Annotated in this window: 14 protein-coding genes; 5 read left to right on the forward strand and 9 right to left on the reverse strand. The window is 51.5% G+C overall.

Annotation, left to right across the window (positions count from 1 at the left end; translation table 11 throughout):
• The first annotated feature begins 18 nt into the window (after positions 1-18).
• From NY07_RS01945 to NY07_RS01955, 3 genes are all read left to right on the forward strand, one after another.
• On the forward strand, positions 19-483 hold the full coding sequence (locus NY07_RS01945; RefSeq protein ID WP_033537640.1) for a GyrI-like domain-containing protein: 465 nt from the start codon (positions 19-21) through the stop codon (positions 481-483).
• Positions 484-577: 94 nt separating this feature from the next.
• Positions 578-1264: a helix-turn-helix transcriptional regulator gene (locus tag NY07_RS01950; RefSeq protein WP_033537641.1), complete on the forward strand. Its 687-nt coding sequence runs from the start codon at positions 578-580 to the stop codon at positions 1262-1264.
• A gap of 203 nt (positions 1265-1467) precedes the next feature.
• Positions 1468-1854: a thiol-disulfide oxidoreductase DCC family protein gene (locus NY07_RS01955; protein WP_200884287.1), complete on the forward strand. Its 387-nt coding sequence runs from the start codon at positions 1468-1470 to the stop codon at positions 1852-1854.
• 17 nt (positions 1855-1871) lie between these two features.
• Here NY07_RS01955 and panP read toward each other — a convergent pair whose 3' ends face one another.
• From panP to NY07_RS01975, 4 genes are all read right to left on the reverse strand, one after another.
• Positions 1872-3512, reverse strand: coding sequence for a pyridoxal-dependent aspartate 1-decarboxylase PanP (panP, locus tag NY07_RS01960; RefSeq protein WP_033537643.1), 1641 nt, complete (start codon positions 3510-3512; stop codon positions 1872-1874).
• Between the two features lie 201 nt (positions 3513-3713).
• A complete protein-coding gene (locus tag NY07_RS01965; RefSeq protein ID WP_033537644.1) occupies positions 3714-4859 on the reverse strand; it encodes a glycerate kinase in 1146 nt (381 codons plus the stop codon).
• 92 nt (positions 4860-4951) lie between these two features.
• On the reverse strand, positions 4952-6310 hold the full coding sequence (locus NY07_RS01970; protein ID WP_033537645.1) for a GntP family permease: 1359 nt from the start codon (positions 6308-6310) through the stop codon (positions 4952-4954).
• 235 nt (positions 6311-6545) lie between these two features.
• Positions 6546-7349, reverse strand: coding sequence for a gamma-glutamyl-gamma-aminobutyrate hydrolase family protein (locus NY07_RS01975; protein WP_033537646.1), 804 nt, complete (start codon positions 7347-7349; stop codon positions 6546-6548).
• Positions 7350-8080: 731 nt separating this feature from the next.
• Between NY07_RS01975 and NY07_RS01980 the strand changes: the two genes are divergently transcribed.
• Both NY07_RS01980 and NY07_RS01985 read left to right on the forward strand, forming a co-directional pair.
• Positions 8081-9052: a TDT family transporter gene (locus NY07_RS01980; RefSeq protein ID WP_033537783.1), complete on the forward strand. Its 972-nt coding sequence runs from the start codon at positions 8081-8083 to the stop codon at positions 9050-9052.
• Between the two features lie 312 nt (positions 9053-9364).
• Positions 9365-11044 carry an RluA family pseudouridine synthase gene (locus NY07_RS01985; RefSeq protein WP_033537647.1) on the forward strand — a complete coding sequence of 560 codons (1680 nt, stop codon included), beginning with the start codon at positions 9365-9367 and terminating at the stop codon, positions 11042-11044.
• 6 nt (positions 11045-11050) lie between these two features.
• Here the strand turns inward: NY07_RS01985 and NY07_RS01990 are convergent, their stop codons facing one another.
• From NY07_RS01990 to NY07_RS02010, 5 genes are all read right to left on the reverse strand, one after another.
• Complete coding sequence (locus NY07_RS01990; protein WP_033537648.1) at positions 11051-12214, reverse strand: sugar diacid recognition domain-containing protein; 1164 nt, start codon at positions 12212-12214, stop codon at positions 11051-11053.
• A 137-nt stretch (positions 12215-12351) separates the two neighbouring features.
• Positions 12352-14451 (reverse strand): MtrB/PioB family decaheme-associated outer membrane protein, encoded by a 2100-nt coding sequence (locus NY07_RS01995; protein ID WP_033537649.1) that lies wholly within the window; start codon positions 14449-14451, stop codon positions 12352-12354.
• 12 nt (positions 14452-14463) lie between these two features.
• Positions 14464-15450 (reverse strand): DmsE family decaheme c-type cytochrome, encoded by a 987-nt coding sequence (locus NY07_RS02000; protein ID WP_033537650.1) that lies wholly within the window; start codon positions 15448-15450, stop codon positions 14464-14466.
• 81 nt (positions 15451-15531) lie between these two features.
• Positions 15532-17532, reverse strand: a complete 2001-nt coding sequence (locus NY07_RS02005; protein WP_033537651.1) for an OmcA/MtrC family decaheme c-type cytochrome — start codon at positions 17530-17532, stop codon at positions 15532-15534.
• A 373-nt stretch (positions 17533-17905) separates the two neighbouring features.
• Positions 17906-20074: an OmcA/MtrC family decaheme c-type cytochrome gene (locus tag NY07_RS02010; protein ID WP_033537652.1), complete on the reverse strand. Its 2169-nt coding sequence runs from the start codon at positions 20072-20074 to the stop codon at positions 17906-17908.
• Between the last annotated feature and the right edge of the window lie 314 nt (positions 20075-20388).

Below are 20388 nucleotides of genomic sequence, written 5' to 3' on the forward strand. Positions count from 1 at the left end.
ATAACAGAAGGAATTGAGATGAAGACGATAAACCTCGCGTCTAAGTCCGTGGTCGGCATGAGCGTTCGCACCAACAATGGCAATGAGTCTGAGGTGGCAACGCAAAGTATTGCGCCTCTCTGGCAGGCTTTCATGGGGCAGTATGGTAAGCAGATCCTCGGTAAGTTGCCTGTGTATGGGGTCTATTACGACTATGCCAATGACATGGATGGCGACTATAGCCTGATGGTGGCGGTAGAGGCTGCAACCATTGAGGCCTGCGAGGGCGGGGCGTTAACCCCCCTGACCATAGAGGGCGGCAACTACCTCTGTTTTAGCGCCACGGGAGAGATGCCCCAGGCGGTGCTCTCCCTCTGGCAGCAAATTTGGGCTTATTTTCAGCGCCCAGAATGCCCCTATCGTCGTCAGTATCTGACCGATTTCGAGTGTTACTCTCAGACCGACAGCGTCGATATCTATATCGGCGTTCACGTCGAGGTCTAGATAGGTTGGTCTTATCCGGTCGAGATATCGTCGGTTTCGTCAGTCTTGGTATCGTTATCACTGGCCGCGCCTAGCGGTGATTATTAGGTAAGTTATGCGCCGCGCCGATCGCTTATTTCAAATCGTCCAAATTCTCAGACACAGACGCCTCACCACTGCCAAGCAGCTGGCGGAGCGTCTTGAGGTCTCTAGCCGCACCATCTACCGGGAGATTCATGATCTCTGCCTGTCGGGGATCCCCATCGAAGGTGAAGCAGGCGTTGGTTATCTGCTGCGCCATGAGGTCAATGTGCCGCCCTTGATGTTTAACGAACAGGAACTGGAGGCCATTCAGGTGGGGATGCGTATGGTGCAGGCACAGGGTGGCCATGAGCTGGCCAGCGCCGCCAAGCAGGCGATGATCAAAGTCGAAGCCGTGTTGCCTGAGCGCCTCAAGGCTTATCTGTCTTTGATGTTTGCCCCTGATTTTTACAGCGATGGTCAGCTATTCACCTTTCTCGACTTGCTGCGTCAAACCGCTAGAGAACGGCAATACATTCAGCTGAGTTATCAAGATGTCAAGCAAAGTAACAGTGAGCGTAGGGTGCGCCCGCTGGCGCTCTATTACTGGCAAGGGGTCTGGACCTTGCTGGCCTGGTGCGAATTGCGTGGCGATTTTCGTAACTTTAGAGTCGACCGCATCTCAGACGTGCTGCCTCTGGCCAGCCATTTTGCTCATACGCCGGGCCAAGAGATGGCAGATTATATCGCCCTGATGCAGGCGCAATATGGTGACTGCTAGGTGTATTATCAGCGGTTAGGTTATTCTGGCTGCAATGACTACACAAAGCCTTGTGTCTTAACCCCGGTTTGTCTCAATTGCCCCGCTTATTAACAATGGAGTGATACACTCGGGCGATGAGCTTGAGTTAAAGAAAAGCCAACGCGAGGAATTAGCACATTAACACTCATGATGCCGCCGGGCTGGATAATATCTATCCCTTAGTGATCTTCGATGGCACCTGTAACCTGTGTCATGGCGCCGTGCGTTTTATCGTTAAACGCGACAAGCTGCGACGTTTTCGATTTGCCTCGATTCAGAGCGATATTGCCCGGCAGATCTTGGCCGAGCACGGCATAGTCGTGGACCTTGAGGATCTCAGTAGCTTCTATCTGGTAGATGAGGATGGTGTGCTGGCTCAGAGCGAAGCGGCGCTGGCGGTGGTGAGTCACCTCGATGGCGCCTGGCCCTTATTGAAGCTATTTAGGTGGCTGCCCCGCGCCTTGAGAGACTGGGGTTATCGCCAGATTGCCAGCAGGCGTTATCGTCTCTTTGGTCGCAGAGCCTGCGCCCTGCCAACAGAGGTCGACAGGGCTAGATTTCTTAACTGAATCGAGATTAGTTGAGATCAGAGCGCCATCAGCTTAGGCAAGAAACGATCGTCCAGTTTGGCAATCTCGCGCTGTTCATCCAGAACCTGCTGCAAAATCTCCTTGCTGGTGAGTGGATTGGCCAGTACCACACGAAACACGACCGAAGTGATGCCATGATTATTGGCCGGGATGATGCGGGTACGGGAGACAAAAGATTTTCCCTGTTCGCGCTGCCGCTTCTGAATAAACTTGGTCAGGCCGTCTAGCAGGGTGTTGATCTCGCTCACCCGCGCTGTGTCACCAGTCTGTACAGCCTTTTCCAGTGTCACTTGTACCTTGGCGGGCACATAGCGATAGGTCAGCAGGCAAAGCTCTGGCTTAGATGCCAGCTGAAAATCATCTTGAGCGGCAATCAGCTCGCCGAAATAACGCGCCTTTTCCAGGCTGTTGTTGATTAAGATCTCGTAGCCGTCACGGCCAATCACCTGCAAACAAGCGTGCACCAGCATGGCCATACCTGGGCGGGATCCCTCTAAGGTTTGGCTACCCAAATCCTTTGAGCCCTTGCGCAGAATATATTCGGCGTGGTGTTTGATGGCGTTGGCAAATTCCGGGTCTTTAAATAGCACCATGCCGGCGCCCATGGGCACGTACATCTGCTTATGAGCATCGATAGTCACTGAGTCGGCGCGCTCGATGCCGGATAACAGCTGACGATACTTGTTCGACAGTAGGCTGGCACCGCCCCAGGCGGCATCTACATGGAAATGACAGCCAAGGTGCTCGGCGAGATCTGCAAGCTCATCGAGCGGGTCGATATTGCCGGTTTCCGTGGTGCCAGCCACACCGACAATCGCCATGACCTTGATATTCTTATCGGATAGTTGTTTGGCCGTCTCGCGCATCTTGGCCACATCCACCTTGTTGTCCGCCGCGCAGGGGATACTGATGATGTTGTCGCGGCCGATGCCGAGCAAATCAGCGGCCTTGCCGAGAGAGTAGTGGCCGCGCGTTGACACTAAGATCGCCAGATCATCATAGCCATAATGGCGCAGCGCGCGCATTAGGCCTGATTGTGCCACACCCTTGAAATCCCCATCGGGTTTTAGCAGACGGTTACGAGCGATCCACAGGGCCGTGATATTGGCGACCGTACCACCAGAGCAGAAGGCGCCGAGTGAGTGACTGGCGCTGTGCATCCAGCTCTGATAAAAAGTCTTGGTCTGGCCGTAGACCATATGATGCATCATCCCCAATACCTGACGTTCCAGCGGCGTAAAGGCCTTGGAGGTCTCTATTTTTACCAGGTTTTGGTTCAGCCCTACCATCATCTTCGACAGTGGCAGTACGAAATAGGGCAGTGCCGAGGTCATATGGCCAATAAAGCTGGGCGCCGAAGTATGTACGCTGTGGGCGATCAGCGTTTGCATCATCTGCTCGGCATAGTCGGAGACGAAGCTGGGAGCGGCCGGGATCTGATGGGCCTGAAAGTCTTTTTCGATCTCGCTAAGTGGTTTCTCGACCGCGACGATATTCTCTTTGAGGAATCCCATCAGGTTTTCTGACAGGTTTTTCTCTATCTTGCCAAGGGTCGAATTAGGTGCCTCGGGCAAGGTGAAAATACGCATCAAGGCCTCTTCAGAGGCGGTCGCTTGTCGTGTCTGTTTTGATGTCATCGAGGCGCGTCGCTTAACTTGTGTCTGTTTTCTAATCGAAAACAGGCGAACGAAAAAGGGAGCTAACTTTACTGTAAGCTTTATACCGCATCAAGGGGGAAAAGTGAAATGGCTAGCGGCAGGGGAGTAAAGCCCTGAGAGGGCCCAGGAACTAACCAAAGGGGGTCGTTCCTGGGCACTTTAGTTTAATTGGCTTTGGGACTATCGACCTAGCCGATAGAGGCGGGCGATATTCACTGCGCAGTGGTAAAGGTTGTCGCTGGCACTGGCCAGAACCTGTTCTAATGCCATCGCTCTTGGGGTGACTGAAAAAATAGCCTCTATGCCGTGTTCGAGCAGTATATTGGCATCGTCGCTAACACAGCCGGCAATGGCGATCACCGGGATCCCCTGTTTGTTGGCCTCGCGGGTGACCCCCATGGGCGTCTTACCGTGCAGGGTTTGGCTGTCGAGGCGGCCTTCGCCAGTGATCACTAAGTCTGCGCCTTTGAGCTGCTCGCTCAGCTTAACCGTTTGCATCACGATATCGATACCGGGTCTGAGCTTGGCCTTGAGATAGGCCAGCATCGCAAAACCCATACCGCCTGCCGCGCCTGCACCCGGTACCTCGCGGCATTCCGTAAGGCCCGCGAGGTGGGTAATATCGGCAAAGTGAGCCAGTGCCTTATCCAGTCTGGCGACCATGATCTCATCGGCGCCTTTTTGTGGCCCGAAGATGGCGGATGCGCCTTTTTCGCCGCACAGGGGATTATTTACATCGCAGGCAACTTCAATCTGTACCTGATTTAAACGTGGATGCAGGCCGCTGAGATCGATACTGGCCAGTTCGATGAGGGCTGCGCCGCCTGGGGCAAGGGGCGTACCTTGACCATCGAGCAGGTGAACGCCGAGCGCCTGCAACATACCTGCGCCGCCATCGTTGGTGGCGCTACCGCCGAGTCCGAGGATCAGGTGAGTAACGCCGTTATTGAGCGCGTGGCAGATAAGTTCACCTGTGCCATAGCTGGTGGTGATTAGGGGATCGCGCTGGGCCGGAGGCACATGGTGCAGCCCCGAGGCCGAGGCCATTTCAATCACCGCGGTGCGCTGGCCAGCGATCTCTTGACCCAGTAAGCCGTAGTGCGCATCGACCTGGTTGCCCAGTGGGCCAGTGACCTTGAGGTTAACCAGTTTACCACCTGTGGCATCGACCATAGATTGCACAGTACCTTCGCCGCCATCGGCCACGGGTAACTTAATATACTCAGCATCGGGTAGCACCGCTTTAAATCCGCGTGCTATCTCTGTGGCGACTTCCATGGCGCTCAAACTTTCTTTATATGAATCGGGCGCGATGACTATTTTCATGCAGGCTTCCTGTGTGAAGGGGGAGTAACGTTTAATTAAATCTGGGGTGTCCGGCGCCAAGGTATTAACCCTTCAGCGCCGGGGAGTTTAGCTTAGAGTAGGACAAGACTCAGCAGATAGACTAGCGTCATGGCGGTAACACCTTGGATTAGGGTCGCCATGGTTTGTGCCTTGTAGGCCTGCTTCACGCTCATGCGGCTAAACTGAGTGACCACCCAGAAGAAGCTGTCGTTGGCGTGTGAGACTGTCATAGCACCGGCGCCAATGGCCATCACTGTGAGCACGCGGCCCATGTCGCTGGCCAGGCCGATATCGCCCAGCATAGGCGCAACCAATGCAGAGGTGGCCACCAGGGCTACGGTCGATGAGCCTTGAGCCGATTTTAGTGCCGCGGCGACGATAAACGGCATGAAGATACCGATACCCAGTGCCGACAGAGAACTGCCAAGGAAATTACCAATCTCTGTGGCTTTGAGCACGGCACCGAAGGCACCACCTGCACCAGTGATTAACAAAATCGGGGCTGCAACCACCAGACCATGGCTGATGCGCTCACTGAACTCTTTGATCTTATCGTCACTCTTAAGCAGAAGTAGCGAGAGGAACAGGCCAATCATCAAGGCGTTCACAGGTTGACCCAGGAAAGCCAGCGTATCGAATAGCGCGCCATCGCCCAGTGGCATTGAAGGGAACTTGGCAATAGAGCCTAAACAGATCAGTAGGATCGGCACGAAGATGGGGGCAAAGGCTTTGGCTGGGCTAGGTAGCTCGCCATAGGTTGCCTTCAGTTTGTCAAAATCTTCTACATTGTTTTTAAGCTCTTCGGCGCCTTCGCCATCGGGCTCAACATTAGCGAAGCGGTTAGCCCACAACATACCTGCCAGTGCGGCAACGGCGGCAACGAAGATACCGACACCAATCACCAAGCCAAGGTTAGATTCCAGTCCCAGGTTACCTGCTGCGGCGATAGGGCCGGGCGTTGGCGGTACGAAGGTGTGAGTAGCATAGAGACCCGTGGCGAGGGCTACACTCATGGAGACGCTGGAGACCTTCATACGGTTGGCCATCGACTGCTTGAGCGAGTTGAGGATCACATAGCCCGAGTCGCAAAATACCGGGATAGAGACTAGGTAACCGATGATCGACATGGTGAGGGTCGGGAAGCGTTTACCTAACAGTTTAATGACCACATCGGCCATGGTAATCGCCGCGCCGCTCTTTTCCAGTATGGTACCGATAATGGTACCCAGCACGATAACCAGGCCGATATAGCCTAAGATACCGCCGAAACCGGAGGTGATGGTTTTTGCCACATCGGCGCTGGGTAAGCCATAGGCAAACGCAGCGATAAATGAGGCGAGAATGAGGGTTAGGAAGGGGTGAAGCTTAAATTTGGATGTCGCGATAACGATGAAGGCTATCACGGCGATCAAGATCAATACTAGGCTCATAGGGTGTCCCTGTCGTGGGTTATATTTATTGGTTTAGCGTTAACCCGCCCCTAGCGCAGGGACAGAGGGTTTTCAGGCTGGCACCATTATCCGTAGATAGAGACAATCTGGCTTCGTGCCAGTTGCCTAACATTTAACGTGAGCGCAACCAATATTTGTGCGCTTGCACAAATATTGGTGAAAATAGAAGATAAAAGTCGGTCTGGATCACAAATCGACGGGCAGGGTTGTTCGATTAGGCGGTTAATTTGTCGTCGTTGGCTGATTGCCAGCTGGCCTCGCCGCGACAGGCACTGCCGAAGGCTTGAAATAGTTTGACCGAGTCAGGATTTTCATTGGCCTGCCACTCAGGGTGCCACTGCACGCCGAGGATAAACTGGCCATAATCTGGGCCGTGGATTGCCTCAATCAATCCATCTTCACCATAAGCCAAGGCTTCGAGCCCCTTGCCTAGGGTGCAGATCCCCTGGCCATGGAGGGAGTTGACCATGGTCTTGTCGCCAATCAACTTGGCCAGCCAGCTGCCGGGTACCGTCTTGATGGCGTGTCTGGGTCCATACTGCACATGATTTGGGGTCTGAGGATCTTCACGGTGATCATCAAAGCCGGGTTCGCTATAGACCTTTTGATACAAGGTGCCACCCAGTGCAATATTAAGCTCCTGCATGCCGCGGCAGATCCCCAGAATAGGTAACTTACGCTTAAGGGCGCCTTCAATCACTGCTAGGTCGACGATGTCACGGTTCAGATCTTGGCTCTTTTCAGGGGTAAGGTTTTCTTGTCCATACAGGCTAGGCTCGATATTTGAGCCTGCGCCCGAGAGGTAAACCCCATCGACCATGTCCAGATATCGGTCTACGTCCTCGACGCCGAAACAGGTAGGCATGAGCAGAGGGACAGCATTGGCTATTTCCACAATCGGCTGCATATATTTGTGGGTCATCACTTGGTACGGATGTTGGTTTTTGTCCTGCTGGCCCATGGTCATCAAGATAATAGGTTTGGATTTCTTAGCACTTGTAGTCTGTGTTATTGGCATAGATCACCCGTTTGGTCGCGTTATTTGTCACCCGATGCGTGACGTAAGAGTAGCGTTATACGGCCGCTGTGGGCCTTAGCTATTGGCTTTGTTTTAAGGATAGCAAAATGTGCAAAGCCCATTTATCGACCACCAGTCTGCCCTAATGGTGTTCATTATGTCAAACGGTTTGATTTTAATTAATTACGTTTTGGGGCTGGTTGGAGGAGACGTGAAATCCCAGATTTTATACTGGGAGCATGATTCTTCGATTTGACCTGGTTTGGTTATTGAGGGGGATTCTATATGTTTGATCTATCCGAGGTGTCCATATATGCGATCGAATAACATCCCTGTTTAATTGCCAGTTCGGCATCCATGCCTCTCGCTCGTAAGCGCTAAGCTTTGCTTCACTCACCGTGCCAAAATAGTGATTGTACGAGCCCTGCCGGGCAGGCGCTACTGCCAGATTCCCCCCATTGGGCTGATCGCCACAATAACCATTTGTTCCGACCTCGACCTAGATCAAAATAACTTCACCAAATAAACCTTAACATTGGTGCGAACTGTCACCTGACAGAGCATGTTCCCGTTCCCATTGTTGGCTGGAAGACTTGAAAGGTAAGCCTGTTGAGTCCTGCTGAAACGCAATTGCTCAGGGCTGAATTGTTGAGAAACAGGCTCTGCTTCTCATGCCGGAAATGATGGTGAACATTGCTAAGAAGATAAAAAACCACCTGATTGAGATTGTTATGATTCATAAAATGAGCAAGGCCGTAAGGGGCATACCCACACCAATGGCGGGCTTGGCGCTGGGCATTGCAAGCTTAGGTTGGTGTTGGGAAAACTTTGCCGAGCTCCATGGCTATGGGCAGTGGACTGGCGCCGCGATTGCCAGCGTGCTGTTAGTCGTCTTGGCCGTTAAGTTTTTCTTTCATCACGCTCTGCTTAGGCAAGATCTCGCTCATCCGGTCGTCGGCAGTGTCGTCCCCACCTTTGCGATGGCGCTCATGGTGGTGTCTAACTCCCTGGCGCAATTTTATCCGCTAGCGGGTGAAGCCTTGTGGCTAGTGGCTGTGGTGCTCCACATCATCTTTCTGGTGAGCTTTGTATATCACAGGGCAAAAGACTTTGAACTTCACCATTTGGTGCCCAGTTGGTTTATTCCCCCCGTAGGCATTGTGGTTGCGGATGTCTCTTTCTCAGGCAATCCGGCACTGGCAGGGATAGCGCAGGGCGCGCTGCTCTTTGGCATGTTGGCTTATGCCGTGATGCTGCCCATGATGATCTATCGTTTCATGTTTACCCATGAAGTGCCTGATGCGGCGAAACCCACTATGGCGATTCTGGCGGCGCCAGCCAGTCTCTCGTTGGCAGGCTATTTAACCGTTACAACAACGCCATCGCCGGTGATTATCGCCCTGTTATTTGGCATCGCCGTGCTGATGACAGCTGTTATCTACCTGGCGTTTTATAAGCTCCTGAGATTGCCCTTTAGCCCCGGCTATGCGGCGTTTACTTTCCCTTTAGTGATTGGCAGTACGGCATTGTTTAAGGTGGCAAACTGGATGGTACTCGAGGGGATAAAGGCTGATTATGTGCAGCAGGTGAGAGAGTTAGCGGTATTTGAGTTAATGGTGGCGACCCTTGTGGTGTGTTATGTCACGCTGCGCTACATCAATAACCTCTTGATACAGCCACGCCTTGTTTCACGGACAGCTTAGTGTCACCTCCTGTTTAGAGTCTCGTTTTGTTCAGTATCGACGCGCCCTGCTTGATGGGCGGCAGGTTAACCGTACTGGCAAGGAAGCCTCGCCGCGTGAAAGCCATAGCGTGAAAGCCAGCAACTCAACGAATCCCCATGCGCTCAGCGCAATAATCAAAACCCTATAGTCTTAACGGTCCGTATGCGCAAAAATAATGACCTTTACGGCATGACTTAGCCGGCGAGAGTGCGTAAAATCCCCGCTTTCAGAAAGGGGGCCTAGCGCCATTGCCCCCGCTTTTTGTCGTATTTACTTAAGATGTCAGACACCATGTACTGTGCCCAGCAATGTTTCACTCCGTTTCGCGCCTCCGTCGAGGGGATCGCGCTGCCTGAGCGGTTTACCTTTCCCTTCTATTATGAGCCCCACAAGCTGTGTGAGCTGGCGGCAAGTGAGTTGCAGGAATATCTTGAGCATCAAAAGCAGTGGCAGCACAACTTCGGTCTGAGCGGCGAGCGTGAAGGTGCCATCGGCAAGATGTTTGGCGTCTTGGTGGTGCAAAATGAACAGGGTGAGCTTGGTTATCTCAAGGCGTTTTCAGGCAAACTCGCCGAGCAGAATCTGCTGCCGGGGTTTGTGCCGCCTGTGTTTGACATGCTGACCCAGGATAGCTTTTTTCATGGCGAGCAACTGGCCATCAATCAATTGACGGCAGAGCTTGAGGCGTTACAACAATCCTCCGTTCTCAGCGGGCTAAAGAGCGAACTTAAGGCGCTGCGCGAAGCCAAAGAACAGGCTGTGGGCGAACTTAGGGCGGAGATTATCGACAACCGTAAGTCGCGCAAGGCCAGACGTGTGGCGGGTGAGCAGCTTGATGCCGCGGCCTTTGAGGCATTACAGCAACAGCTTGGTCGCGAGAGCGTGGCCGAGAAGCACAGGCTCAGGCTGTTAAATGAGGAGTGGGACAGTCAGATTGAGGTGCGCGCCACCCAACTTGCCAGCCTTAATGCTGATCTCGACGCCTTAAAACAGCGACGTGCCAAGCAGTCCAGTGCCTTGCAGCTAAAGTTGTTTGCCCAGTACCGCTTTTTAAATCAGGCGGGCGAGGTTAAGGATCTTAACAGCCTGTTTAGTCACCTGCCTAATGGATTACCGCCGGCCGGGGCGGGGGAGTGCGCCGCGCCTAAGTTGCTGCAATTTGCCTTTGAACATCACTTTAAACCTATTGCGATGGCGGAGTTCTGGTGGGGGGCATCGCCCAAGTCCGAGGTGAAGCAACATAGGCATTTCTATGGTGCCTGTCAGGGCAAGTGCGAACCCATTTTAGGTCATATGCTTGCCGGTATCGAGCTGGATGATAATCCGCTGCTGAGCAACCCTGCCGAGGGCAAAGCGCTCCCCATTCTCTATCAGGATGAGGCGATAGCCGTGATCAATAAGCCGGCGGAGTTTCTCTCTGTGCCAGGCAAGAATATCAGTGATAGCGTTTATAGTCGCATGAAGCAGGCTTTTCCGAGGGCAAGTGGACCGCTGATAGTGCACCGCCTAGATATGTCCACCTCGGGTTTGATGGTGATCGCACTGAGCAGCGAGGCCAATAAGGCGTTGGTACAACAGTTCATCGGCCGCACCGTGGAGAAGCGCTATCTTGCCAAGGTGGCTGGAGAAGTAAAGGGCGATGCGGGGGAGATCAAGTTGCCTCTGAGGGTTGACCTAGATGACAGACCGCGCCAACTGGTCTGTTTTGAACATGGTAAACATGCTCATACCTATTGGCAGGTAAAGGCCAGGGAAGAGGGCTCGACCTTGTTGTCACTGTTTCCGAAAACGGGCCGAACCCATCAGCTCAGGGTGCACTGCGCTCATCAAGATGGCCTAGGGCTGCCGATTATCGGTGACGATCTCTATGGTGCTAAGGCCAACCGATTGCATCTGCATGCCCAGTATCTGGCCTTTAACCATCCGCTAAGCGGTGAGCGGGTGAGTTTTAGCTGTGAGCCCGATTTCTAGACCTTTTTATTGCTCATCCTGGGTGCGGCTTAGTAACACCTGCCCCAGATAGAGCTGCAACAGGCCGTCGAGCTTATGAATATCTATCTTAGTGATTTGGGCTATCTTATCCAGGCGATACCTTAAGGTGTTACGGTGAATAAACAGCGACTTGGCACAGGCTTGCTGATCGCCAAAGTGTCCCAAATAACTTGCTAGCGTCTTGCGCAGCAGGGCGTTCTTGTCTTTGTCTATCAGGCGCTGAAATGGCGTCAATAACTGTTTGCCGCGCCAGTCATCCTTAAGGCCTGAGAGCATCACCAAGAGGGCATGGTCTTCATAGAGGTATTTGCTCTGCTCAGGTTGTAACTGTTGACCAAAATTGAGGGTTTCCAGCGCCGTCTGATAGGAGCGGTTGATCTCCATGGTATCGGGGAAGTAGTGGCCAAGGGCGATTTTGAGGCGTGTGTTTAACTCGTTTGGCAGACGTTTAAGCAGGCGGTCGATGCGCAAGCTCTCAGCTTCGGCGCTCCAAGACTTGCCATCGAGAAAAGCGGGTTTGAGGATCACCAACTCTGTCATCGAGGTCATGGCGATTAGGTTGCCCCTTGAAGGCGTTTCCAGCAGGTGCAAAACAGTCTTGAGCAGAGAGTTAGCACGCTCGTCGCTGGTATCGTCATTGATTCGAATGACGGCGGCGACTCTGGGCATCTCAAGATCGATATCGAGTCGTTTAGCCCAGATCCTGAGATGATCGAGATCCCGTCCCTCAGGTTTTATCAGCTGCAGGATAAACTCCTCCTGCTGACGAGCACGCCATTGCGCCACATCCAGCGAGTTAGCCTGCTCGACAATCATCTCGGCGGTCATCTTCAGCAGCTGGCCAAAGGCCCTGAGGTGTTCAGGCTCGCCCGTGATACCGATAACGCCGATGATCTCGCCCTGATAGTGCAGCGGCAGGTTGATGCCCGCCTTGACCCCATGCAGGCTACCTGTGCTGGCGTTGTTGAGCTCAACGGTGCGATTCTGACTGATGGCCAGCAGGGCACCTTCGTGGGTGGAGCCGATTCGGTGTGGGTCGCCAGAGCCCAGGATCACGCCTTGGCTGTTCATCACATTGATATTGTGGCCGATGATCGCCATGGTGCGATCGACTATTTGTTGGGCAAGTTGTGTGTCGAGAAAGAACAAGTCGATGTTAACGGCTTAGGGATTGAACCTTGAGCTTAAGGCAAAAATTTACCAGACACTAGACTTGCTGGACGCTTTTGCGAGATGGCAATAAAAAACCCGCGACAGGCGCGGGTTTTTTTGTAGGCTTTAGCTTATTACAGCTTGTAGCTCATGCTAAGCATGATCAGGTGGGCATTGTAGTCGTGGTTGTTGTAACCAAATCCGACGACGTTCCAAATACCATCTGGCGCTATGCTGTTACCTGGGTCATTGTCCTGGTATTTTTCCATCTTGTAGTCAAGACGAACAGCCATCTTATCGGTGGCCTGGTATTGACCATAGAAATTGACGTTGTGGACTCTGGCATAGTAATCGCCATAGTCACCAGTGATACCCTGTTGTACCTGAGTGTTGCTGCTTGAATCTGAGAAGGTGTAGTCTACGCCAAGACGTAGTTTCTTCTCTAACAGATTGTTGTAGCTAAACCCAGCGCCAACCACATCGACCTGATCTTCAACTAAACCAAACCAGTTTGGCGCGCCAAAGTTGGTGCTGCCAGCCTGCTCTGAATCAATGTTTTGACGATTGTAGAAGGCGTTAACCATCATATCGTCGTTGAGCAGGTAGCTGAGGTTGATGTCATAGCTGACATCTTTTGACTCAGTGAGACCGATTTGGGTTTCGTTGTAGTCATCCAGTGCGTAACGACCACCAAAGTCAATGGTCAGCGCATCGATTGGCGTGTGGCTAACACGAGCCTCGACCATGGTGCGCTTGCGGTCGGCAAGGTTGTACTTGCGCAGCAGGCTGTTTGACTCATTCGAGGTCCACTCTGAGGCTTGGTATTGCGAACCATCACGCTCGCCATAGCTACCCTTGATCCACATATCCCACTTGTCAAATGCGCTTAGGTGGTACTTAGCCCACAGCGTGTTCTCATCAGTGGTTTCGCGATCTTGGTAGCTACGCTCGTCGCGACGGTAGTCGTAACCCACATCAAGCTTCATGCCACGGCTGATACGCAAATCAACACCCACTTTACCTCTTTGTGTCGTGAAGTCATAAGGGGTGTTGTAGGCCGCTTTGCCTGTGGTGGAGTCGATGCTGATCTGAGTCCATTCTTCCACATTGGTTTTGTTATCGCGGTCGCTATAGTCATAGCTGGCGTTAACACGAACCGTGCGGTTGATGCGAGACACGACCTTTAGGTTAGCGCCAGTCATATCGACCTTAGCATCCACGGCATCTACTGGCGTTTGATAACCATAACCAGAGGTTACCAGCGCCTGATCTTGGCTCATCTGACCGTAATGCACGCGGCCGCTCATGATGGTGCTACCGGCTGTGTATTGGCCCATTAGCGAGACGGTGTGCGCCTCGTTGTCTGGGTCTAACGCCATGGTGCCCTGAGTCTGCGCGCCGAAGGTCGGATTAAAGGCATTGTCAAAGGTCAGCTGGCTGTACTGGTTCTTAAAGCTTGAACCTGAGTAGGCCAGGGCGGTAAACCAGTTGTCGCCTTTGAACTTGACGCCTGCCTCCACGGTATCTGTGGTGTAATCCACAGGCTCAGCCAGCATCATAGACTGATTGAAGAAACTACCTGATGCCTGCTTAAGACCCGTTTTATCTTCACGCTCATAGGTGATGTAAGTGCTCCACAGCTCCTCACCCTGATACTCGAAGCCCAGGCCAGCGCGCTTGCGCTTGAGGGAGAGTTCAAGTGGGTTAAGGCTGTTGTATAGCTCACTCATATCCTGGCTTGAGCCCGCAGTTTGCCAGTTGTCTGGCAGAGTGAGGTGGTCGCCGCCTACGCCTTGATAAGGACTCATCGCCTTGTCAGTCTTGTAGGTGGCAATTTGACGGTAGTTGATGTTCAGCTTGTGCTGTCCTACCTTGCCAGTTTCGAGATCAAGAGAACCGTTTTCCATGCCGAGGTTTTGCGCCTCTACGCTGGCACGGTAACCAGATTCGCTGACGTAACTGACATCGGCATCGACCTTACCGGCAAATTCATTTTCGGCGGCAAATGCGTTGGCAGAGCGTATATCATCGCTGTCGTTGTAACCCACGCCAACACCTACAGTGCCGCTGATGCCAGTTTCAATTTTACAACGCTTACAGTCCCACTTATCGAACTTCACCTTCTCGGTATTGGCGTTTTGAATGCCATAGCCATCGGCCAGTGCCATGCCAGGCATGACGATACCGGCATTAGCGATAAGGGCGAGGGTGACTACATTGAGTTTGAATTTCATCTTCTCGTCTCCTTAGCGCTGGAATAGCTTGCCAGATGGATGGTTTGAACCATGGATCTGGTTGTGACAGTTCAGACAGCTACGACCACCGGTAAAGGCGTTACCACCCACGGTACCTTGGTCGGTGTTGCCCAGGTAAGCATTGCTGGCATGGCCATCGCTAGCGTGGCACTGCTGACAAAGTTGTGGCGCGCGAGTCTTCAACATGCCCTCGTTAACGCTACCGTGCGGGTTGTGGCAGCTAACACAGTTTTCAGTTACGGGAGCATGTTCCCATAGCTTTGGGCCGCGTTTTTCTGCGTGGCACGAGTAGCAGGTCTCGTTAACGCTGGGCTTAACCAGGTCCGAGTCTGACAGGGTACCGTGTGGGTTGTGACAATCGCTACAAACCATCTGCGCCCACTTCATTGGGTGAGCAGAGCGCTTGTTCATGTCAGCTTTTTGCTTAGTGTGGCAGCTGGTACAGATCTCCATCTCGGTGTTCTTAGAGAGCACGGGATCTTTATCTGTGTGAACTGAGTGACAAGAAGCACAGGCAACATCGGCATTATCGTGGTGACCGCCGTTCCAGGCCATACGCTTGTCATCTTTGTGACAGCTCATACAGACGCTGTTTTGCTTCTCAGCAGACAAGCTTGAGTCGGGACCGAAGGCGATCATCGGCTCGTTACCGCCGCGGTTATGCTTACCCATAGGGCCGTGGCAGGCTTCACACTGCAGACCGGCCATCGGGCTTTTGCTCGAGTCGGCGGCGCCGTGTACGCCTTTAAACAGATCCATGACCTTTTCTGATTTGCCGTGACACATAAGGCAAGAGTCGGCACCTTTAGGCGAGTATTGGCCTTCGGCAAACTTCTTGTCTAGCGTGGCTTCCACCTCGTCAGGGGTCATCTTAGCGTCCCACTTAGAGGCAACGGCGCCTTGGCTTATGCCAAGCGACAGCACAGCTGCTGCCATCACCGCCGGAATCAGGCTTTTGAATTGATTTATGATTTTCATAATAGGCATCCTAATTTGCACAAAATAGTCGTGAAAAGTGGGGGAGGTGACTCCCCCGGATTTCAATTTGAGATGTGCAAATTACATCTTCACCGCAGTGTGATCTTCGATAACAGGTGCGTGGCAGTAGAAACAAGTTTCCAGTTGCGCTGCCTCGGTAACCGCTTGCTTATCGGTGCCATTAACAATAGCGCCTTGACCTTCAGCATGTGCTGCAAATTTAGCTTCTGATTCAGGGCTATATACGTGGCAAGACATACAGGTTGCTGCGATAGGCGTTGTGTATGTTCCGCCTGCTGTCGCTAGCGCGCCCTTGTTCTTAAATGCATCAAGGTTGAAGTCGTTATGACATTGCTCACAGGTCATGCCAGCGATAACAGCGTAATCACCAGAGCTATGAACTTTATGAAGTTTCAGCTCAAGAGCGCCCATGTTTGCACCGCCGGCATAAGTGCCATCTGGCGTGTGACAAGCCACACAAGCATCGACACCTATGATAGGCATATCGTTGGCGTCTTTGGTGTGAGACAGCTGCTCAGACATCACGAAACCAGCATGGTGGCTACCCTTGTGCACTTCAAACTCTTTGGTGTGACAAGATGCACAGGCAGTGAAGTTAACTGAGTCGACATGACGCATGCTTGGTGCTTGACCCGATAGCGTGGCAAAGACCAAATCGGCTTTCATACCAGTGTACTTATCAGTATCACTACCGTCGAAAGCTGGATCGTCACAGGTAACGAACTCACCCTTGTCTGAACACATTGCCCAACCGACGAAGGTAAAGGCGGTTTCGTTGTCGGCACCTTCTTCACCTAGCTTAAGATCTTTGCTTGTGGTGTAAACCAGCTTGCCATCTTCGATCTTAGCAGCTGCATCCAGTACGCCATTTTTCACAGCATTGATTAAGTCTTTACCATAGTAGCCAAGAGTGACATTGTTTGGCCCTACGTTAGTGACGATCTCGAAGCGCTGTACCATAGGCAGAATAGTGTTGATATCAACGGCTGCGCCACTTGAATCGACAACCTCAATACTGATGGTTGCAGCTTTGGTTTCTGCGTTGATAACAGATTCAACATTTAGGCCGTATTGGTCGATAAGGGCTTTCTTGTCGTTGCCCGCTTGTGTATGGAGCTCGGCAGTCCAGCTCGCGTTATGACAGGCAACACAGTTGCTGTTGTCATTTTGCTGAGAGTGACCTTTACCCGCTTTGAAGTCTACGTTGACGTGGCAGCTAGTACAGGTTTCCATGGTTGGAACGCGTGACCAGTTACCCCACTCGGTTAGCTCTTCTGACTGCACGTGACAGGTTTGGCAGTTGTCTTGCACTATGTGATGAGCGGTTTCGGCGCTCTTATCCATGTTACGACCGTACATCTTAGCGTCGTTGTGCACGTTGTGGATCAGATGGCCGAAGGCAACTTGTTGCTTACCTTTGTCATCTGCCATCTCTTGAGTATGACAAGACACACAGCTCTCTACCTCAGTGTAGCTGTGATAGATCTTCTTACCTTCTGCGTGACAGCTGTTACAGCTAGCGGTATCAACCACATTTTTGGTGTAAAGGGCTTCATAGCCTTCACCTGAGAAATCTTCTGCGATCTCAGTACGTGGTACGGCAGTTACACCGTCAAGCAGTGTCGATGCACTGGCGATAACGTTGTAGCGTTGAGTTAGTTCTGAGTTGTAACCTTCCACGTCGATAGTAAAAGTGTAGTTACCATCTTTATGATCGGTAAAGGCTTTTTGTGAGCCAATGAATTGCCATTCGGCGGCATTACCGGCACCGGTTGCACCTTGTGGCAGCAGTTGAACCACTTTTTTCACTTCAAGATCTTTTAGACCGATAACTGGAAGATCTTCTTCGTTGGTCGCAAAGACTGTGATAGTTGGAATGCCGTTGTCATAGTCCACCTTGGTGACATCAAGGTGAAGCACTTCAATGGCGTCGGCTGCTGGGCCACCTGGGTTGCCCGGATTACCATCTTTACCATCGCTACCACCACAACCGGTAAGAGCCATGGAGACGGCACCTGCTGCGATAAGCAGCTTAAATTTATTGTGTTGTACGTTCATCATTTTTTTCCCTGCATAGGTTTGGCATCGTCTTAAGTGCATGGCCTGTTAACAGCGCCGATTCTCGTTTATAAGTTGTGCGACCTAAGTCAATGCTGGAAATAGAAATCCCCAAGGAAATGCTAACGTAACAGACGGCTAAAATCTGCCTGACTGAGTCTAATGTGTGACCCAGATCTTTCTATTTCTAAAGGGGTAGGTTTGAGGGCTGGTAAAGGCGAAGTTTGATGAAAAAAATGTTGCAAAATGAAACGGTTTTGCGATTTTTGTTTTTATTTTAGCATTAGCTGTTCTTTATTAAAAACAAAGGGAGGCAATGCCTCCCTTTGGGTATCAGAATTTCCCCAGATGAGCCATCAGGGGAAAGGCTAAGTCACTAGTGACTGCTGCCCCAGTTAGCGTGAGCTTCCAGGATCTGACTGTCTTTATGACAAGTAGAGCAAGTTTCAGCCGGGTTGAGGCTATCATAATCGCTAGCAGGTACACCTAAGGTGGTGAGTGGAGCACCGTCTTGCTTTAGCAAGCCACCATTGGTCTGAATGTGTGCTGCAGTGGCTTCACTTAGACCATAAGGCGCTTGGTGACAGCTGACACATGCTGCGGCTTGTGGTGATACCACTAGCTGCTCGTTAGCGTCACTTAAACGGTTACCATCAGTTGTACCAAAGGCAACAGGTGCGGCTTTCGGATCTATCTTAGAAAGTGAGAATCCGTTGTCACCGTGACATGCCTGACACTCAGTCTTCTTGAAGAACATGTCGCCTTCAGGGGTATAGACATAGTGCTTGCTGTGAACAATATAAGCTAGGTTAGAAGAACCTGCGCCTTTCTTGTCACGTGTGCCATTGTGGCAGCTTGCACAGCCATCCATATCGTTACTGAAACGATGCTTGATCGCAGTAGTGTGACACTGCTGACAAGCTGTCATGTCTGCATGTTGTACGCGTGGAGACTGGTCAACCTTGGTACCATCGGCAGCGAAGTAGGCTGTGTCAGAAGGCACATAAGGGCCAGCATTTGTTGCAACGCCTTCTGTGACTGTACAGTCGGCTAATGCGCCTTTGCCGTCAAAGCAGATGTGCAGTTGGCTGCTTAGCGCAACAGTCACTTCAGGGGTTTCCATCACCTGGGCAACCTTGTATGCACCATCAGCGATAGTGACATTGATAGACCCATCTTCGCCAGCAGTGAAGTAGCGGTAACCTATCTTTTGGTAGTTCACGAGGAAGTCATCATCGACTACACCGTTGAATACAATGGCACTGGTGTCACCACCATATTTGTATGGCGTAGGATCGATTTGTGCCAACGTCACCTTAGTATCACCTAAGCTCACAGTCATGTTAGCCGTTACTGTCTTAGTATCAGCATCATAGCTCATGCTGTTAAAGGTCACTTTTGCAGCTGCTGATTGTGCATTGTCATTTTTCAGGTAGTGGCCCGATTCTGCACCGCGTACACCACCGTTTGGATCGTTATGACAGCTCACACAGTTTTGCTTGCTTTCATCAATCTGGTTGTTGTCACTATCCCAGTGCCAGCTTGGTACTGCATATGGGCTGTTATGACAGTTCATACAGGTTGCAGTATCCAAGTCAGCCTTCCAGGCGTCAGCCATCATCAGGCTTTCATCTGCCTGGTGACAGGTTTGGCAGTTACCCGCGCTTTGTGGGTAGATACCGTTGTAGGTCGAGTGGCTATGGATAGCGTGTGCCATACCTTTGATTGAGCCATCAAACTCATAGCTACGTACCACGTTGCCAGCGTCATCTTTCTCGTCTTTCATGTACGTGTTGTAGTCGGTATGACAGAAGGTACAAGACTCAAGTGTGACATGTTTGCCGCCATGCATGGCAAGAGCGCCATCTTGACCAGGACGGTGACAGCTCTGACAAGTATCATTTGCAATCAAAGCTTTAGGCTTATCTTGAACTGTGTCAGAACTTGGTTGCCAATAGAAGAAGCTGTTATCAACCATTGACGAACCGGCAAAATTGCTCGCCTTAACGCCGAGGTAGATGCCGTTAGTGACGTCTGCCTTATAGTCGTACTTGCCTAAGGTGTCGATAGGTTTATCCAGCACTAGCGTATAGCTACCGTCACCATTATCGGTTAAGCAAGTTTCACACTCTGAACCTTTGAAGTAGGAAGAGCCAGTGTAGTGGTCATCGCCTTTATCTTTATTAAAGTAGCTTAACCAGATATCACGTGGGTTGCCTTCGAGATCTGTGCTGCCCACTTCATCTTCGTTGCCGACACGACCAAAAGAAACTGCACCAATATCTGCTGGTGTGAGACCGAATACCGCAACGCCGTTAGCGTCAGATAGATTGAAGTTGATGGTGAGGATACCTGCGTCATCTACGCTGGCCGATTGAATAGTCGATTTTAGGTGTGAAACCTCGCCAATGGGGTTAGCGATAGGACCTGGCTTGCCATCTTCGCCATCTTTACCGTCGCTGCCGCAACCAGATAAAGCGAGAGAGAGAAGTCCGGCACCTAATACAGCTTTTGTCGCTGCATTAACATTGAACTTTTTCATCATGATTATTCCCTGCAATAGTTTTAATCATCACTAATTGATTGTTCTTCAATAAAAACAAGTACTGAAACAGAGTGCTGTAATTGTTTTCTACGTTGAAAACACTCGCTTAGTGTGTGGAATTAATTTCCACCTCTAAGGCTATCGAAATGGCAGCTTTTTAGCAGGTGTTTCAGTCAGCTTATGTGATTGAGATCTGACTATTTCTTTAGAGGTAGGTAAAAAAATGCATTTTAAGTGAAATTTTCATTTTCACTTAAGAAAGTCAGCCAGTTAAAAGGACTTTTTGTTAAATTTTTGTGGCAAGGTGAGCCGGG

Origin of the sequence: Shewanella sp. ECSMB14101 (assembly GCF_000773485.1) — a bacterium.
Taxonomy (GTDB): Bacteria; Pseudomonadota; Gammaproteobacteria; order Enterobacterales; family Shewanellaceae; genus Shewanella; species Shewanella marisflavi.

Excerpts from the sequence above, each read along its gene's own strand:
- NY07_RS01970 (WP_033537645.1), bottom strand. The coding sequence starts at position 6,310 with ATGAGCCTAGTATTGATCTTGATCGCCGTGATAGCCTTCATCGTTATC.
- NY07_RS02000 (WP_033537650.1), bottom strand. The coding sequence starts at position 15,450 with ATGAAAATCATAAATCAATTCAAAAGCCTGATTCCGGCGGTGATGGCA.
- NY07_RS01975 (WP_033537646.1), bottom strand. The coding sequence starts at position 7,349 with ATGCCAATAACACAGACTACAAGTGCTAAGAAATCCAAACCTATTATC.
- NY07_RS01945 (WP_033537640.1), top strand. The coding sequence starts at position 19 with ATGAAGACGATAAACCTCGCGTCTAAGTCCGTGGTCGGCATGAGCGTT.
- NY07_RS02010 (WP_033537652.1), bottom strand. The coding sequence starts at position 20,074 with ATGATGAAAAAGTTCAATGTTAATGCAGCGACAAAAGCTGTATTAGGT.
- NY07_RS01965 (WP_033537644.1), bottom strand. The coding sequence starts at position 4,859 with ATGAAAATAGTCATCGCGCCCGATTCATATAAAGAAAGTTTGAGCGCC.
- panP (WP_033537643.1), bottom strand. The coding sequence starts at position 3,512 with ATGACATCAAAACAGACACGACAAGCGACCGCCTCTGAAGAGGCCTTG.
- NY07_RS01980 (WP_033537783.1), top strand. The coding sequence starts at position 8,081 with ATGATTCATAAAATGAGCAAGGCCGTAAGGGGCATACCCACACCAATG.
- NY07_RS01950 (WP_033537641.1), top strand. The coding sequence starts at position 578 with ATGCGCCGCGCCGATCGCTTATTTCAAATCGTCCAAATTCTCAGACAC.
- NY07_RS01995 (WP_033537649.1), bottom strand. The coding sequence starts at position 14,451 with ATGAAATTCAAACTCAATGTAGTCACCCTCGCCCTTATCGCTAATGCC.
- NY07_RS01985 (WP_033537647.1), top strand. The coding sequence starts at position 9,365 with ATGTACTGTGCCCAGCAATGTTTCACTCCGTTTCGCGCCTCCGTCGAG.
- NY07_RS02005 (WP_033537651.1), bottom strand. The coding sequence starts at position 17,532 with ATGATGAACGTACAACACAATAAATTTAAGCTGCTTATCGCAGCAGGT.